Source organism: Halomonas marinisediminis (genome assembly GCF_004347715.1).
GTDB lineage: Bacteria > Pseudomonadota > Gammaproteobacteria > Pseudomonadales > Halomonadaceae > Halomonas > Halomonas icarae.
Map to the genome: position 1 here is coordinate 1 of NZ_SLTR01000025.1, position 16,350 is coordinate 16,350.

The following is a 16,350-nucleotide window of genomic DNA, read 5'->3' on the forward strand; positions in this document are numbered from 1 at the left end:
GGCAGCATCACGCTCGACGACAGCAGTGCCGAAGCCGCCACCGGTAACCTGGCGATGACCGCCGGAGGCGTGCTCACCATGGACGCCACCAGTACCATGAGCGCTGGCGATGGACTAAGTCTCCAGGCCAAGCGTGACATGGCTGTGTCAACCCTGCGGGCCGGCGGTGACGTCACCCTCACCAGTAAGGAGGGCGGCATACAGGCGAATCAGGCCATCGAGGAGCATATCCACGGCGACAACCTGTTCCTGTCCGCGGTCAAGAGTATCGGCTCCAAGCTGAAGACCCGGGTGGTAAACCTCTTCGCCACCATCACCGGTACCGGCGACCTGCACCTGCAAGACGTTGACGCCCTTACCGTCAAGGACAGCAGTCTGGCGGACGGCGACGTCCACCTGGGTGCTGGTGGTGATCTGACCATCGACGCTCTGGCGGTGAACGGCGACGCAGTGCTCGATAGCGACGGTCGGCTGACCACCGGTGCCGATGGTCACCTCAGGGCCCACGACCTGCAGGGCATCGCGGACGGTGGCATCCATCTCAACGGGGAGTTGGATAGCGCCAATCTGGCGGTCACCGGCACCGGCGCCATCCGTCTGGCTAACCAGGGCGACCTACGCCTGGACGGCGCCACCACCGCCGACGGCGGCATCGACGTCAACACCGTCGGCAATCTGGGTATCGGCCGGGTCGTCTCCGGCGGTGATGACGTGACCCTAGCCGCTGACGGCGCCATCCGCCAGGACGGCGCTGGCGAAATCGTGGGCACCAACGTGACGCTGCGTGCGGGTGAAGGCATTGGCGGCGAGCCGAAGAGCACTAATCTGGGCGATCTGCTGACGTTGCGCGCCGAGCGTATCGATGCACTCAGCGATGCCGGTGACGTTATCCTTCGCCAGCAGGGCCCGGTATTTATCAGCCAGGCCCGTACCGGTGATGGTCGAGTCGGTATACTGGTCGAAGGCGGCGATGCGACTCTGGGTGACATCAACGCCCAAGGCGATGTGGCGTTGATGGCGATGGATGGTGCACTGGTCGACGACAACGACGCTAGCACCCGGATCACCGGTGCCAAGGTCGCCCTGAACGGCCGGGATGGTATCGGTACAGACAGCACTGCAATCAATACCAAAGCGGATCAGTTGGAGCTGTTTGTCGAGAACGGCAATATTAATGTATTGGAGCAGGATGGCCTGACCGGCTTGAGCGCTTCCGCCACTGACGGCGACATCCGCGTGCGCACCCTGGCAGGCGATCTGACCGTCAATGAAGTAGAAGCGCTTACTCCGGGCAACGCGGTAGTACTTTCGGCGATGGCCGGCACCATCCTGGATGGTAATGCCGAGGCCAACAACATTGTAGCCTCGCTGCTGGAACTGAGTGCCGCCAAGGGCATCGCTCGCGCCAGCGATCCGCTCGATGTGGGCGTCAGCTCTCTGCGCGCCGATGGCGGCAGTGGCGGTGTCTACATTAATAACCGTGGAACCGACCCGCTTACTATCTTCAAGCTGGCCGGCGGCGGCAACGTTGACCTGAAGACTTCGGGCGATCTGGACCTGTCCACAACGGTGAGCGGTAGCGGTGTTTCTCTGCGAGCCGCTGGTGATGTAGTGCAGGGCGGTGACATCAATAGCTCAAGCTACGTCAATGTGAGCGGCCTTGGTGACGTGACCATGGCTCCGGGGGTGCAGACGGAGGCTATGACCAACGTGAACTATCGTGCCGGTGGCACGCTTACGGTTAATGAAATCACTACTGCGGAAGGGCTGGATGGCGGTCGCATCACACTGGAAGGGGGGGCGTTCAAGAGCAACGCTGGTAGTAGTGGTTCCCTGAACGGTGGCGAGATTCGGTTCGATTTGGCCGACTCTCAGTGGGCGGATGTCGAGTACCTTGTGGATATTGTTGGCAATAAATCTCGAGTGTCGATGAATGGGCGCACACTGGGGGGTAAAATCACGGAGGACTCCGAGTTCGTCGCCGATTTGACTTCTCTGCCGCAGCCCTTCGAGCTTATTCTGGACTGGAATAGGCCTTCCGCGCTGGGCTTCCAGAAAGACACAGAGAACCGTGATCAGTGGGTCTTCAATCCCTGAGGAGAAGCCACCAATCGATCTTCCCAAGGAAAGACCGAGTAGCAACGCAGGAAGGGCCATTAGTGGCCCTTCCTGCGTTGACACGGTCAGTTATATGGTTTGTTGTCAAATGCTCAGCTTGATTCGCCTGTTCGCGCGCTAGTGAGTCGCCACGTCTCGGTAACCCCCTTATGTGCACTTATCGGAACAGTGCTATGCATCACAAAAACACCCCGAGCGGTGCCCGGGGTGTGAAGGAGTCGCGCAGGCCTCAGTGTCGCGAGGCGTTCTCCTCTTCGAACAGTTCTGCCTTGGCATCACGCATTACGTCCTCGCAGGCCGCCTGGTGGGCGAGCTGGGTGAGCAGGCCCTGGGTCACGGCGAAGCCCTTGCCCAGGCAGGTATCCACTTCCTCCCGGCTCACCGCCGGGACCACATCGCAGTCGACCTTCAACGTTCTACCGCCACCTTCGAGCCGGTCGGCGACATCGCGCAGGCGCCAGGCGATGCGTGCCTTCCAGCCGGCTGCTTCATCCACGCCTTCGTTTACGCTAAACGTGCACCGCCATTCAGGTTTATAGACCTTCATGTGAACCTCCGTGCTGGCTTGGATTGCGGGATCGATCGTGTATTCTGCTCCTTGGTCGTGCGGTACTGCCTCGTCCAGCATACTGGATCGCCGGTGTCGCGGTAAGCGACGTTAGTCGTGACTCGCCCCGTGGATTGTCTGCCGCACCGCGACTGAATCACAAGCATCCATTATCGTCATCGTCAGGAGAGCAGCATGGCCAGCATCTTTACCCGCATCATGCAGGACGAGATCCCGGGACACTTCGTTCACGAGGATGACCAGTGTGTGGTCATCATGACCATCCAGCCGATGAAGCCCGGCCATGTGCTGGTGATTCCCCGGGAGGAGGTCGACCACTGGGATGACCTGCCCGAGCCGCTCTACCAGCACCTGATGACGGTCTCGCGGCGCCTTGCCAAGGCGATCAAGAAGGCCTTCCCCTGCGAGCGGGTGGGCATGCTGATCGTCGGCCTGGAGGTGCCCCATGTGCATATCCATCTGACCCCGCTGGATGAGATGAGCGATATCCAGGTGGAGAACCTGCCCATGGCCGATTCGGCCGATCTGGCGGCGGCGGCCGAGAAGCTGCGCGCCGCGCTGGGCTGAGCCAAGCCGGGCGACCAATGGCGCTCGCGGTATCAAAGCGGGCTTTCTGTTATGCTGGCAACATAACCATCTTCCATTCTTCAGGTGCATGCCGCCCGGCCTGCACCGCCGTTCGTTTACGACCCGGCTCACCCGCTGGTCCGGGTCATCCCTTTGTGCAGGATACTCCCTTGTCTGATACCCCTTCCGACGCCTCCTTCGCCGCGCTGCCGCTGGCGCCGGAGCTGCTCGACAATCTCGCCTCGCTGGGCTTCACCGCCATGACGCCGATTCAGGCCGAGAGCCTGCCGCCGATCCTGGCCGGGCGCGACGTGATCGCCCAGGCGAAGACCGGCTCCGGCAAGACCGCCGCCTTCGGCCTGGGGCTACTCTCACGGCTGACGCTGACCAGTTTCCGGGTGCAGGGGCTGGTGCTCTGCCCGACCCGTGAGCTGGCCGACCAGGTGGCCGTCGAGCTGCGCCGGCTGGCGCGCAGCCTGCCCAACGTCAAGATATTGACCCTGTGCGGCGGTGCGCCCTTCGGCCCGCAGCTCGCCTCCCTGGAGCATGGTGCCCATATCGTGGTGGGCACCCCAGGCCGGGTGGAAGAGCATCTGCGCAAGGGCTCGCTCAGGCTGGAAGGGCTCGAGGCCCTGGTGCTGGATGAGGCCGATCGCATGCTCGACATGGGCTTCCAGGCGAGTCTGGAGGCGATCGTCGCCGAGACGCCGGCCAGCCGTCAGACGCTGCTGTTCAGCGCCACCTTCTCCGCTGCGGTGCGCCCCGTGGCCGAGGCGATGCTGCGCCAGCCGCTGAGGGTCGAGGTCGCCGAGACCCACGACGCCAGCAGCATCCACGAGCGGGTCTACCGGGTCGCCGATGGCGACGAGGCGCGCCTTGAGGGGCTGTGTCGGCTGTTGCTGCATTTTCGGCCCGCCTCAAGCGTGGTGTTCTGCAATACCAAGCGCGAGACCGATGAGGTGGCCCAGGCGCTCAACGCGGCGGGCTTCGGGGCGCTGGCGCTGCATGGTGACCTGGAGCAGCCCGACCGCGACCGACTGCTGGTGCTGTTCGCCAACCGCAGCGCCTCGATCATGGTGGCCACCGATGTGGCGGCCCGCGGGCTCGATATCGCCGAGCTGGATGCGGTGTTCAACTACCATATCGCCAGGGACCTGGAGGTGCATGTGCATCGCGTGGGTCGCACCGGCCGGGCCGGCAGCGCGGGGATCGCCTGCACCCTGGTCGGCCAGGGCGAGGGCTACCGCCTGGAGCGCCTCACCGACTTCCTCGGCGAGCCCCTCGAGGAGGCCAGCCTGCCGCCGCGCTCGGTGCTCTCCCGCGAGCCGCTGGTGCCGCCCATGACGACCCTGCAGATCGGCGGCGGCAAGAAGCAGAAGGTGCGCCCGGGGGATATCCTGGGCGCCCTGACCGGCGAGGCGGGGCTGGCCGGTGACCAGGTGGGCAAGATCAAGGTGCTGGCCAACAGCGCCTATGTGGCGGTGCGCCGCGAGGTGGCCGACCAGGCACTCGAGCGGCTGGCCAACGGCAGGATCAAGGGGCGCAGCTTTCGCGCCCGGCGCATCAGCCATTGATGGCGGCTCGGCCGCTCGCTTAGGCAAGCCGGTTCAGTGATTCGTTTCAGCAATACCAGGAACAATAGATGAAGATACCCAAGCGCCTGCAGCCGCTGGTGGATGACGGCCTGATCGACGCGGTCGAGAGTCAGCTGATGAGCGGCAAGGAGGCCCAGGTCTATGTGGTGCGCTCCCACGGGGAGCGGCGCTGCGCCAAGGTCTTCAAGGAGGCGAAGCAGCGCAGCTTCAAGCAGGCCGTGCAGTACCAGGAGGGGCGCCGCGGGCGCAACAGTCGCCGTTCGCGGGCGATGGCCAAGAAGACCCGTTACGGCCAGAAGGAGCAGGAACAGGCCTGGCTCAATGCCGAGGTCGACGCCCTCTACCGGCTGGCCGCGGCGGACGTGCGGGTGCCCAAGCCCTTCGGCTTTATCGATGGGGTGCTGCTGATGGAGATGATCAGCGATGCCGAGGGCTTCACCGCGCCGCGCCTGGACGACGTGACCCTGAGCGCCGAGCAGGCCCGCGAGTCCTACGCCAAGATCATCCGGGACGTGGTGAAGATGCTGTGTGCCGGGCTGGTGCACGGCGACCTGTCCGAGTTCAATGTGCTGATGGCCAGTGACGGGCCGGTGATCATCGACCTGCCCCAGGCGGTGGATGCCGCCGGCAACAACAGCGCCGAGTGGATGTTCGAGCGTGACGTGGACAATATGCGCCGCTACTTCGGCCGCTTCGCGCCGGAGCTGCTGGTCACGGACTACGGCAAGGAGATCTGGGCGCTGTACGAGGCGGGGGAGCTTCACCCGGAGAGCCAGCTGACCGGCCGCTTCGTGCATGACACCACTCCCGTCGATGTCGACGAGCTGATGACGGTGATCGATGACGTGCGCGAGGAGGAGGCCAGCCGCCAGGCGGCGCTCAACCGCGGCGACGAGCCTGGCGTGGAGGAAGCCGCCGCGGAGTGGCAGGAGTCCCAGCGCAGGCGCTGAACACATCAGCTTGCTCCCGGGCTGAGGTGCTCTTCGCCCGGGTTAGCCTTCACGCGGATTAGCCTTCGCCCGACTTGCTCTTCGCTCGACTACTCCTGGGGCAGTTCGGCGCTGTGGAAGACGTTCTGCACGTCGTCGCAGTCATTCAGGGCGTCAAGCAGCTTCTCGAACGTGGCCACGTCGTCCCCCTCCAGCGGTGTGGTGGTCTGGGGCACGAACTGGATCTCGTCGACCTCGAAGTCGATCTCGCCGAAGGCGTCGAGCAGTGCCTGCTTGGTCTTGGCGTATTCGGTATGGGGCGCGAAGACGGTGATCTGTCCCTCCTCGTTCTCGATGTCGGTGACGTCGACATCGGCCTCCATCAGCGCCTCCAGCACCGCCTCCTCGTCGCTGCCCTGGAAGGCCAGGATGGCGCAGTGGTCGAACATGTGGCTGACGCTGCCCGGCGTGCCCAGCTTGCACTTGGTCTTGTTGAAGCAGGTGCGCACCTCGCCGAAGGTGCGGTTGGGGTTGTCGGTCAGGCAGTCGACGATGACCATGCAGTTGCCCGGCCCGAAGCCTTCGTAGCGCGCCGGGGAGAAGTCCTCGCCGCCCACGCCGTTGGCCTTGTCCAGCGCCTTGTCGATGACGTGGGAGGGGACCTGGTCCTTCTTGGCGCGCTCGATCAGACCGCGCAGGCTGAGGTTGCCGGCCGGGTCGGTGCCGCCCTGCTTGGCACACACGTAGATCTCGCGACCGTACTTGCTGTAGACCTTGGTCTTGGCGGCGGCCGTCTTGGCCATGGATTCCTTGCGGTTCTGGAAGGCCCTGCCCATATCACTGTCCTGTCGAGTTCAACATGGGAGAGGATTCTACGAGACCGGGCGGGACGCGAACAGGGCTATTTTTCCGTCCTACATGGCGCCCGTCACGACTACACTCCGGGAATCATCATCCGGATCCGGAGGCTGCATGGACCATCACGCCTATCGTCACGCCCTGGCCGGGGCCCTGGGCGGCAGCGAGCTGCCGTTTCCCCCTGCCGAGCTCACTGCCCGCCTGGCCCGGGTGCGTGACGCGATGTCGTTGGCCGGCCTCGACGCCCTGCTGCTGACCGACCCGGCGGATATCTTCTACCTCACCGGCTATCACACCTTCGAGGTCTCGGTGCACACCGCGCTGGTGGTCGGCGCCGAGCGGCTGGTGCTGCAGGTGCCCTCCATCGAGACCGGGCCTGCGGTGGTCACCGCCGCGGTGGACGAGATCCTCGGCTACCGCTGGGAGGGCATCGACGGGGTGATCGCGCCGCTGGCCGAGACACTGGCGGCGTATCGCGCCATCGGCCTGGATCTCTATGGTGCCGGCCTTCGGCTGGGGGTCATTCGTGAGCTGCAGGCGCGGCTGGGAGCCGAGCGCTTCCGCGATGACGGCGGCGCGCTGCTCGATGCCATTCGCCTCGTCAAGACGCCGGCGGAGCTCGACTGCCTGCGCGAGAGCGCCAGGATCACCGCGGCGGGACTGGCCGCCGCCGAGGCGATGATCGCGCCGGGGGTGACCGACAGCGAGGTGGCCGCGGAGGGCAGCCGGGCGTTGCTGGCGGCCGGCAGCGAGTTCATGAGCCTGCAGCCCATCGTCACCACCGGCCGGCGCATCAGCGTCATTCACGTCAACCACAAGCGCAACGTGATCGAGCGTGATGACCCGGTGTTTCTGGAGTTCGGTTCTGCCTTCCAGCGCTATACCGCACCGATGATGCGCACCGCCGTAGCCGGGCGGGCCAGCGCCGAGATGCAGGCGCTGCGCGATCTATGTCGGGCGCTCTTCGAGAGTCTGATCGCCGAGATGCGCCCGGGGCGCACCTTCGACGATGCCGCCAGGGCCGCCGAGACGCTACTCGTCCCTCATGCCGACCGGCTCTTCTTCTCGGGAGTGTTCGGCTATGCCGTGGGTGCCCAGTTCCCGCCCAGCTGGGTAGAGGGGACCGGCTATATTGCCCGTGGCCAGCGGCGCGAGTTCGCCGCCGACATGGTCTTTCATCTGCCGCTCTGCCTGCGCCGACCGGGGGAGTGGGGCGTGGGCATCAGCGATACGGTGCGTGTCACCCCCCAGGGCGGCGAAGCCATCACCGACAACGACTGGCGGCTGAGTGACACCGGGGATTGACGAGCGATCACCCCGGCCGGCGGTGGCCATGTCAATGACTAAGTCAACGACTGAGGGCCCGCGGACCGAAAAGACCATATGCCGCGCGGGATGGAACTTTATGGCTCAGAGGTGTCTGACATGGCTCCGAAAATGGCAATGGAGTGACCACCGATGATCCGCAGACTCTCTCTTCCGGCCCTGCTGTTGGGTGCCGTGACGCTGGCCGGCTGTGCCGGATTTGATGCCACCTCCAATGGCCCCGGCGACGAGCCGCTGGAGAACACCTACTGGAAGCTGGAAACGGTGGGTGATCGTGAAGCAATTGCCATCGACGAGGCGCGGGAGGCGCATCTGGTGCTGCACGCCGAGGATAGCCGCCTGGCCGGCTCCACCGGGTGCAACCGCATGATGGGGCAGTACGAGCTCGAGGGAGATCGGCTGAGCTTTGCGCAGGTGGCCACCACCATGATGGCCTGCCCCAGCGAGGTGATGACGCTCGAGCGTGCCTTCCTCGACGCCCTGGGCAGCGTCGATACCTGGCAGGTCGACGGCAAGGCACTGACCCTCGTCGATGCCGAGGGCGAGGCGCTGGCCCACTTCGAGGCGGTACATCTCTATTGAGCTCCATACGCTACTGAGCACTGCTCTTGTCAGTTACCCCCTGCGACCCACTCGACGCCCGTCACCGCCGTGACGGGCGTCGTTTTTTTTTTTTTTGCGCTACCGATCGCGCTACCGACTACAGCAGCCAGGCCGTGGCGAGGCCGATCGTCAGGGAGGCGAGCATCGGCATGACCACCCGCCCGGCGGTGTGGCGCGTGCCCAAGGCACCGGCCAGGCCGGCCTTGACCAGATTGTTGGTGGCGGCGGCAAGGATGATACCGATCACCGCGGTGTCGGGGCCGATGGCGTCCAGTGACATGCGGGTCAGGGAAAGGGTAATGGCGTCGACGTCGGCGATACCCGAGGTGGTGGCGAGCAGATAGATGCCGGCGTCGCCCAGCGCGTCGCGTAGCCACTCACCCAGCAACATGATTACTGCCAGCAGGGCGCCGAAGAAAAGTGCCATGCGCAGATCCAGCGGGTTCTGCCCGGAGCCCGGCTGCTGTACCGCGCCATCGCCGCGATGCCGACGCCACAGCCAGAGCGCCGGCAGATAGAGGGTGGCGCCCATCAGCGCGACCGGCACCAGCAGGGCCGGCAGCAGGCCGGGGCTGATCACCGCGGCGTAGAGCAGGATGCGCGGAAACATGGTGCCGCAGGCGATCAGAATGCCGGCGGCGAGCATCGGCGAGAGCCCCGGGGTCAGCCGTGACTGACGGGCGAAGTGCAGGGTCAGGGCGGTGGAGGAGCTGAGGCCGGCGAACAGCCCGGTAAAAAGGATGCCCTTTTCGGCGCCGCCCATGCGGATGGCGAAGTAGCCAACGAAGGAGACCGAGGCGATCAGCACCACCATCCACCAGATCTCATAGGGGTTTAACGAACCACCGGGCCCCATGGCCTGGTCGGGCAGCAGCGGCAGCATCACCGCGCTGATGACCAGCAGCTTGAGGCCGGCGTCGAGCTCGTGGGCCTGCAGCTTGGCGAGCAGACCGTGTATCTCGCGCTTGTTGTCGAGGATCAGCGCCGTGGCCACGGCACAGGTGGTGGCCAGGGCCGGGTCCACCTCCACGGCCACGGCGCCGAAGCAGAAGGTCAGCAGCAGCCCCACCAGGCCGGTGATGCTGTAGTCCTGGCGCTCGGTGAGGCGTGCCCGCCAGGCCACCAGGGCGGTGCCCGCCACCGCCAGAAACATCAAGGGAAACGCCCAGGCGCTCAGGGTGGTGGAGAGCAGGGCAGCGATACCGCCAAGCAGCCCCACCAGGGCATGGGTGCGGATACCGGCGATGCGCTCGCCGGCCTGCTGCTCGCGGGCGACCCAGCCGCGCTCGATGCCGATCAGCGCGCCCAGCAGCAGGGCCACGGCCAGACGGAGCAGCGGTTGATTGGCATCGAGAAAATGGCGGGTGGCCTCTTCCATGAGAAAGTGCTCCAGCTGGCAGTGGAAACGGGGGAGGGGTGGGGAGGGTGGATAGCGCGGAAACCGCCCGAACACCCCCGACGAGCTGCTAATCTACGGGCAGAATTCACCCGATACGTCATCAGACAAGACTGCCATCAGCATGCCGTACTCTCTAGACCTTGCGCCATTCGATACCGAGCATCACCTCCAACGCGACAGGCGCCGCGCCCTTGTCGTTTATGTTGGGGGCATACTACTGCTGCTGGCGGTGATCGGTGCCTTTGCCCTCGAACAGTATCGCCGTGATATCCAGGCCGCCGAGGAGCGCAACTCCGCCAGGGCCGACCTGGTGGCGGAGTGGGTGTCCAGCATCTTCTCCTCCAGCGAGGTGGTGCTGGCCAGCGTATCGGCGCATCTGGAGGGTGAAGCGGGTACCGAGGACGATGCCTCTGGGGCGTTGGCAGATTGGCTGGGTGTCCTGGATGCCGACCTGGGGCTCCTTGACAGGATCAGCGTGCTGGATGCCCAGGGGCGGGTCCTGGCCTCCTCCCGCGGCGACTACCCACCGGGGCGCCCCCTGGGGGGGCTTCCCTATTACCATCGGCTGCTGACGCTAGCGCCCGGTGAGCAGGCCGTTACCCCGCTTTTCTGGTCATCCACGGATCGTGGGTACCGAGTGGTGCATGCTCGGGGCCTGGCCGGTGGTGGAGTCGTCAGCGTCGAGCTCAAGCCTGAGCTCTTCTACCACGGCCTGGCATCGATGAACATGGCTGCGGGGCAGAGCACTGCCATCATCGATACCGAGAAGCAGCTGGTCGCCCGATTTCCCGCCTTCGAAGACGATGGCTCCCAGGGTGGGCTCGGCAAGATGGTTCATGGGGCCTTGATCGAGACCTTTCTCGAGAGCGGGCAGCAACGAGGCAGCTATCGTTATCGCTCGGCCCTGGATGACGAGGAGCGCTTCTTCGATGCGGGGCTGATCGGTGAGCTGCCCTTCATGACGGTGGTTGGCGAGGAGGTGACGGTGGCGCTGGCGGGCTGGGTCCAGCGGCTATGGCTCTATCTGGCTATCATGGTGACGGTGATCGCGCTTGGCGGGCTGCTGTTGCGTCACTACTTCAATCGGCTGTGGCTGGAGGGGGAGTCGCTTCGACATGAAGCCCAGCTGAGGATCGCCGCCGCTGCCTTCGAGACACACCTGGGGATATTGATCACCGATGCCCAGGGCATCATCCTGCGTGCCAACGCCACCTTCACCCGCATTACCGGTTATGCCGAAGCTGAGGTGCTGGGCAGGACCCCGCATCTGCTCAGCTCCGGACTGCATGACGAGGCCTTCTATGCGGAGATGTGGGAGAGCATCGAGTGCCGCGATAGCTGGCAGGGTGAGATCTGGAATCGTCGACGCAACGGCGAGGTGTTTCCCGAGTGGTTGACCATCAGCGCGGTGCGTAATGCCGAGAAGGAATTGACCCACTATGTGGCGACCCTGAGTGACCTCACCGAGCGCAAGGCCGCCGAGCGAAAGATCCATCAGCTGGCGTTCTTCGACCCGCTGACGGGGCTGCCCAATCGACGCCTGCTGATGGATCGCCTGCAAGGCATGCAGCGCGATAATGAGCGCGGCGACTGCTTCGCGGCGCTCATCTTCCTCGATCTCGACAACTTCAAGCGGGTGAACGACACCCTCGGCCATCGAAGGGGAGATCAACTGCTGCGCCAGGTCGCCGAGCGCCTGCACGCGGTGGTGCGTGAAACCGATACCCTGGCGCGCCTGGGCGCCGATGAGTTCGCGCTGCTGGTGCAAGGCCTCGGAGAGTGTTTCGAGGAGGCCGCGAAGGACGCCGAAGAGGTCGCGCTCAAGCTGCTGTCCGCTCTGCAGGCCCCTCAGGTGCTCGAGGGTGAGCCGCTGGTGGTGACCGGCAGCCTGGGGGTGACGCTGTTCCATGAACATGAGGTCGACCTGGATGGCATCCTCCAGCAGGCCGATACGGCGCTGTTCCAGGCCAAGGTGGCGGGCCGGGACACCCTGAGCTTCTTCGACCCGGAGATACAGGCGCGTCTGCAGGCGCGGGCTCGACTCGAGTCCGACCTGCGTCAGGCGCTGCCACGGGGGGAGTTTCAACTTTACTATCAGCCTCAGATCACGGCCAACGGCGAGATGTGTGGTGTGGAAGCCCTGCTGCGCTGGCAGCACCCCGGGCGGGGTGTCGTTTCTCCGGGGGAGTTCATTCCCCTGGCCGAAGAGAATCGCATGGTCCTGGCGATCGGCGGCTGGGCACTGGAGAGCGCCTGCCGTCAGCTGGCCGTCTGGGCCGCCGACCCTGAGCGACAGCATCTGGTCATGGCGGTGAATGTGAGCCCCGTCCAGTTTCGCGAGGACGATTTCGTCGAGCAGGTGCTGGCGATTCTCGATGCCACCCGGGCGCCAGCCAAGCGTCTCAAGCTGGAGGTCACCGAGAGCCTGTTCATGGAGGAGCGTGATGATGCCAGGGCCAAGATGCTGCGCCTGAGCGAGCGTGGCGTTCGCTTCTCCCTGGACGACTTCGGCACCGGCTACTCCTCGCTCTCCTATCTCAAGCGCCTGCCGCTGGCACAGCTCAAGATCGATCAGAGTTTCGTACGCGATCTGCTGGAGGATCAGACCTCGGCGGCCATCGTGATCAGCATCATCTCCCTGGCACGCAGCCTGGAGCTGGATGTGATCGCCGAGGGGGTCGAAACCGAGGCGCAGCGTGACTGGTTGACTACCCATGGATGCACACGCTTCCAGGGCTATCTGTTCAGCCGTCCTCAACCACTCGAGCGGTTGCCCCTGTCGCTCTCCGTCTGAACCAGCGACAAGCCCTGACCCGGCCCGCTCCGGGCCCCAGACCCTGAGATGAGGCTCTCTATCTCGGCGAGCAGTGGCGCAAAGGTGGCATCGAGGAGGCGATGTTGCCGCGCGGCATCCTCCTCGGGGCCGCACTCGATCAGGTTAGCCACCAGACGATGAACTTCCTGGTGTAGTCTGGCCAGGTGGCGCAGATCGGGTAGCTTCCGCACATGACTCCGGGCCAGCCAGTCGCAGAAGTGACAGGACGAGCCTGCCAGCGGTGAGGACAGCGGGCTGTCACCGGCCTCCAGATCGCGATGCAGCTGGCGACACCAGGCGCGATGCTCGATACCGGCACTCAGCAGTGGCAGTCGGTTCGCTGGTAGCGGCATCTGCCCGGCCCACTGGGCCGGCGGGCGCCACTCGGCGCACCAGGCGGGGATCGCCTCCGGCGGCATGGGGTAGGCAATGCCGTAGCCCTGGCCCAGCTCGCAGCCCAGGCGAAGCAGCAGTTGGCCGTGCTCCAGGGTCTCGACCCCCTCGGCGATCACCTGGCGCTCGAAGGCCTCGGCCAGGCCCAGCACGCCGGCGAGGATCTTGAGATCCTCGGGCGTGTCGAGAAGATCGCGGATAAAGCTCTGGTCGATCTTGACGGTGCCCGCCGGCAGCCACTTGAGGTAGGTCAGCGAGGAGTAGCCGGTACCGAAGTCATCCAGCGAGACCCGCACGCCGATGTGCTGGCATGCCTCCAGCAATCCGCTGATCTGGGTGAGATCGCCCAGGGCACTGGTCTCGAGGATCTCCAGCTCCAGGCTACCTTCGGGCAGCTCGGGCTGTTCGGCGAGCAGCGCCGTCAGTCGCTCCGGCAGCTGGCGCTGGTTGAGGTGATGGGCCGCCATGTTGATGCTTACCGCCAGAGGAAGGCCGGTGTTGTGCCAGGCGGCGGCCTGGGCGAGGGCCTGGCGGATCACCCACTCCCCCAGTGCCTCGATCAGCGGGTGCTCCTCGATGATGGGCAGGAACTGGTCCGGGGGGAGCAGGCCACGCGTGGGATGATTCCAGCGCACCAACGCCTCGACTCCGATCACCTCGCCGCTGCGCATATTGACCTTGGGCTGGTAATGGAGCTCGAACTCCTCCTGCTCCAGCGCCTGCTGCAGGCGCTCCAGGCTTTCGTGGTGGCTGCGGATCGAGCGGTCGAGGTCGGCATCGAAGAGGTGGTAGCGGCTCTTGCCGGCCAGCTTGGCGTGGTACATGGCCTGATCGGCCTGGCGCAGCAGCTGGTCGGCCTCGACACTCTCCGCCTGGGGGTAGAAGGTCACCCCCAGGCTGGCGCTGACCTTGAGGTATTGACTCTCGTACCACACCGGCTGGGCGACCACCTTGAGCAGCCGGCGCAGCAGGGGCTCGATGCTCTGGGTGTCGGTGATGTCTGCCAGGACCGCCACGAACTCGTCGCCGCCCAGGCGACACAGGGTGTCCCCCTCCCGTAGCACCAGGCTCATACGATGGGCGAGGGTCACCAGCAGATGATCGCCGGCGGCGTGGCCGAAGCGGTCGTTGATCGCCTTGAAACCGTCGAGATCCAGGTAGAGAACGGCCAGTTGGTGTGACAGGCGCTGCTCATGGGCCATGGCCTGGCTCAGGCGGTCGGCGAGCAGCACCCGGTTGGGCAGGCCGGTGAGTGGGTCGTAGTGGGCCAGGTACTCCAGCTGCTGTTCGTGCTCCTTGAGCAGGGTGATATCGTTGGAAGTGCTGAGCAGCCCGGTGACCTTCCTGCCGTCCCGGATGGGGGCCTTGATCTCCAGGTAGACCCGGCGATTGCCTTCGGCGTCGTGACTGACCACCTCCTCGGTAATCTGCTCGCCGGCGAGCGCTCGCCGGTCGAGTCCGGATTGACGGGCGACGCTCTCGGCGTCGAGGAAGTGCTCATCCCTGCTGCCCACCAGGGTCTCGCTGTCACAACCCAGCAGCTCGAGGGTGGCGCGATTGGCGTAGGTGTACCGGTAGTGATGGTCCTTCATGTAGATATAGGCGTCGACATGGTCGAGAGCCTCACGGAACCGCTGAGTCTCGAGGTGCGCGGCGTAGAGGGCCGATTCGGCCTGCTTGCGCTCCGAGATATCGATGATCACGCCGTACCAGGTGATGGCGCCATCCTGCTCCAGGTGAGGCAGGGCATCGCCGAACACCCACTGAATCTCGCCATCCGCCAGCTGGATCCGGTACTCCTGGCGCCATGGGGTCAAGGACTCGGCGGAGTGGTTGATGGAGCGCACCACGACATCTCGATCATCCGGATGGATGGTGTTGAATATCGGAGTGGCGTCCTGCCTGGCCTGCTCGGGTGGTACCCCGTAGATCCGTCGCATGCCTTCGCTGGCATAGGGGAAGTGCGAGTCTCCATTGGGCTCGAGACGGTACTCATAGACCACCCCGGGCAGGCGGCCGGCGATGGTCTGCAGGCGAGAGACGGCTCGCTCGAGCTGCGTCTCGCGCTGGCGAAGGGTCTGGGTCAGCGTCTGGGACATCTGCTGGGCACGGGCTCGAGTGCTCAGCAGCGAGGCGATCAGGGCGCAGAGCAGCAGGGTGAGGGTGAGGCCGCCTGCCAGCCGCCACCAGAGAGTGGTAAGAGGGGTTGCGGCATCGGGGGTGCGATACTGGAAGACCAGCTTCCAGGTCTGCCCGGCGACCTTGATCCGACGGATCTGCTCGAGGTTTGTCGCGGGAAGCGGCTCGGTGTGGCTACGATAGAGCAACTCTTGTTGGGTGTTGCTGCCGTCTGAGTACAGGCTCAGGGCCAAAGGCAGGTTGTCGCTCCAGTCGTGTGTGGCCAGGATGCCGGCGATCAGGTCGTGCATGCGATAGGGCATGTAGGTCCAGCCGAGCAAGGCATTGCGGCGCTGCTGGATGCTCTCCAGGGGCGTGCCGCTTCGATAGACAGGCAGGTACATCAGGGTGGCCGGCTGCGGCTCGCCCTGTTCGGTGACCAGCTTGACCCGTCCGCTCAGGGCCGCCTGACCGGAGTCACGCGCGCGCTCCATGGCGTCGCGTCGCGTGGGATTGGAGAGCATGTCGTACCCCAGGGCATGCCGGTGGCGGTTGGTGAAGGGCTCGAAGTAGTGGACCGGGCCATAGACCTCACGCTCGCCGGCAGGCGTGATCATGTAGTCGGCCACGCCTTCGGCACGCACGCTGGCGAGATGAGTGGTCATGCGCTCGGCAGGGATATGGCGAGCGAAGCCAATCCCCTCGATATTCCCCAGCAGCGGCGAGGAGTGCAGGTGCTCGACGAAGGCGCGCCATTCGCTACGGTCCACCGTCTCCGAGGCGTCGAACAGTGCCGAGGCTCCCTGCAGGATCAACGCATAGGCCGCCAGGCGCTCCTCGACACGCAGGGTGATCTGGTCGGCGCCGAAGGCCAGACGTTGCCGTGCCTCGGACTCGACGTCGTGACGCGCCTGTTGGGCAGAAGCCAGCGTCAGCATGATGCCGGCGATGGCAATCAACCAAAGCCAAGGGGGAGAGTGGGATAGGCGTGCCATGCCGCTGGCATTACTCCGTTGGTCGTCCATGCCTTAGCTTCAGCATAACGGCTCGAGGAGATAACG

At 65.1% G+C, this 16,350-nt stretch carries 11 protein-coding genes; 7 read left to right on the forward strand and 4 right to left on the reverse strand.

Annotated elements, in window-relative coordinates:
- Positions 1 to 2,097 (forward strand): hypothetical protein (locus E0702_RS19065; RefSeq protein WP_165927537.1); only part of this gene is annotated, 2,097 nt, incomplete at its 5' end.
- Between the two features lie 250 nt (positions 2,098 to 2,347).
- Here the strand turns inward: E0702_RS19065 and E0702_RS14720 are convergent.
- Positions 2,348 to 2,665 carry a hypothetical protein gene (locus E0702_RS14720; protein WP_132045174.1) on the reverse strand — a complete coding sequence of 106 codons (318 nt, stop codon included), beginning with the start codon at positions 2,663 to 2,665 and terminating at the stop codon, positions 2,348 to 2,350.
- 195 nt (positions 2,666 to 2,860) lie between these two features.
- Here E0702_RS14720 and E0702_RS14725 point away from each other — a divergent pair, with 195 nt between their 5' ends.
- The 3 genes from E0702_RS14725 to E0702_RS14735 all read left to right on the forward strand — a co-directional run bounded on the left by E0702_RS14725 (position 2,861) and on the right by E0702_RS14735 (position 5,798).
- Positions 2,861 to 3,253, forward strand: coding sequence for an HIT family protein (locus E0702_RS14725; protein ID WP_132045176.1), 393 nt, complete (start codon positions 2,861 to 2,863; stop codon positions 3,251 to 3,253).
- Between the two features lie 170 nt (positions 3,254 to 3,423).
- Positions 3,424 to 4,827, forward strand: coding sequence for an ATP-dependent RNA helicase DbpA (gene dbpA, locus E0702_RS14730; RefSeq protein WP_240721774.1), 1,404 nt, complete (start codon positions 3,424 to 3,426; stop codon positions 4,825 to 4,827).
- Between the two features lie 68 nt (positions 4,828 to 4,895).
- Positions 4,896 to 5,798, forward strand: a complete 903-nt coding sequence (locus E0702_RS14735; RefSeq protein WP_132045180.1) for a PA4780 family RIO1-like protein kinase — start codon at positions 4,896 to 4,898, stop codon at positions 5,796 to 5,798.
- A gap of 89 nt (positions 5,799 to 5,887) precedes the next feature.
- Here the strand turns inward: E0702_RS14735 and E0702_RS14740 are convergent, their stop codons facing one another.
- Positions 5,888 to 6,613, reverse strand: a complete 726-nt coding sequence (locus E0702_RS14740) for a YebC/PmpR family DNA-binding transcriptional regulator (protein WP_132045182.1) — start codon at positions 6,611 to 6,613, stop codon at positions 5,888 to 5,890.
- A 136-nt stretch (positions 6,614 to 6,749) separates the two neighbouring features.
- Between E0702_RS14740 and E0702_RS14745 the strand changes: the two genes are divergently transcribed.
- Positions 6,750 to 7,940: a M24 family metallopeptidase gene (locus tag E0702_RS14745; RefSeq protein ID WP_132045184.1), complete on the forward strand. Its 1,191-nt coding sequence runs from the start codon at positions 6,750 to 6,752 to the stop codon at positions 7,938 to 7,940.
- Between the two features lie 153 nt (positions 7,941 to 8,093).
- Positions 8,094 to 8,543, forward strand: coding sequence for an META domain-containing protein (locus E0702_RS14750; protein WP_132045186.1), 450 nt, complete (start codon positions 8,094 to 8,096; stop codon positions 8,541 to 8,543).
- Between the two features lie 118 nt (positions 8,544 to 8,661).
- Here E0702_RS14750 and E0702_RS14755 read toward each other — a convergent pair whose 3' ends face one another.
- Positions 8,662 to 9,942, reverse strand: a complete 1,281-nt coding sequence (locus E0702_RS14755) for an MgtC/SapB family protein (protein WP_132045188.1) — start codon at positions 9,940 to 9,942, stop codon at positions 8,662 to 8,664.
- A gap of 142 nt (positions 9,943 to 10,084) precedes the next feature.
- On the opposite strand from E0702_RS14755, the gene E0702_RS14760 reads away from it, so the two are divergent.
- The gene (locus E0702_RS14760) at positions 10,085 to 12,757 is read left to right on the forward strand and encodes a bifunctional diguanylate cyclase/phosphodiesterase (protein ID WP_132045190.1); all 2,673 of its coding nucleotides are present in this window, start codon (positions 10,085 to 10,087) and stop codon (positions 12,755 to 12,757) included.
- Here the strand turns inward: E0702_RS14760 and E0702_RS14765 are convergent.
- A complete protein-coding gene (locus E0702_RS14765) occupies positions 12,718 to 16,314 on the reverse strand; it encodes an EAL domain-containing protein (RefSeq protein ID WP_132045192.1) in 3,597 nt (1,198 codons plus the stop codon). The genes E0702_RS14760 and E0702_RS14765 overlap by 40 nt on opposite strands.
- Positions 16,315 to 16,350: the final 36 nt, after the last annotated feature.

Excerpts from the sequence above, each read along its gene's own strand:
- E0702_RS14720 (WP_132045174.1), bottom strand. The coding sequence starts at position 2,665 with ATGAAGGTCTATAAACCTGAATGGCGGTGCACGTTTAGCGTAAACGAA.
- E0702_RS14725 (WP_132045176.1), top strand. The coding sequence starts at position 2,861 with ATGGCCAGCATCTTTACCCGCATCATGCAGGACGAGATCCCGGGACAC.
- E0702_RS14735 (WP_132045180.1), top strand. The coding sequence starts at position 4,896 with ATGAAGATACCCAAGCGCCTGCAGCCGCTGGTGGATGACGGCCTGATC.
- E0702_RS14740 (WP_132045182.1), bottom strand. The coding sequence starts at position 6,613 with ATGGGCAGGGCCTTCCAGAACCGCAAGGAATCCATGGCCAAGACGGCC.
- E0702_RS14745 (WP_132045184.1), top strand. The coding sequence starts at position 6,750 with ATGGACCATCACGCCTATCGTCACGCCCTGGCCGGGGCCCTGGGCGGC.
- E0702_RS14750 (WP_132045186.1), top strand. The coding sequence starts at position 8,094 with ATGATCCGCAGACTCTCTCTTCCGGCCCTGCTGTTGGGTGCCGTGACG.
- E0702_RS14755 (WP_132045188.1), bottom strand. The coding sequence starts at position 9,942 with ATGGAAGAGGCCACCCGCCATTTTCTCGATGCCAATCAACCGCTGCTC.
- E0702_RS14760 (WP_132045190.1), top strand. The coding sequence starts at position 10,085 with ATGCCGTACTCTCTAGACCTTGCGCCATTCGATACCGAGCATCACCTC.
- E0702_RS14765 (WP_132045192.1), bottom strand. The coding sequence starts at position 16,314 with ATGGACGACCAACGGAGTAATGCCAGCGGCATGGCACGCCTATCCCAC.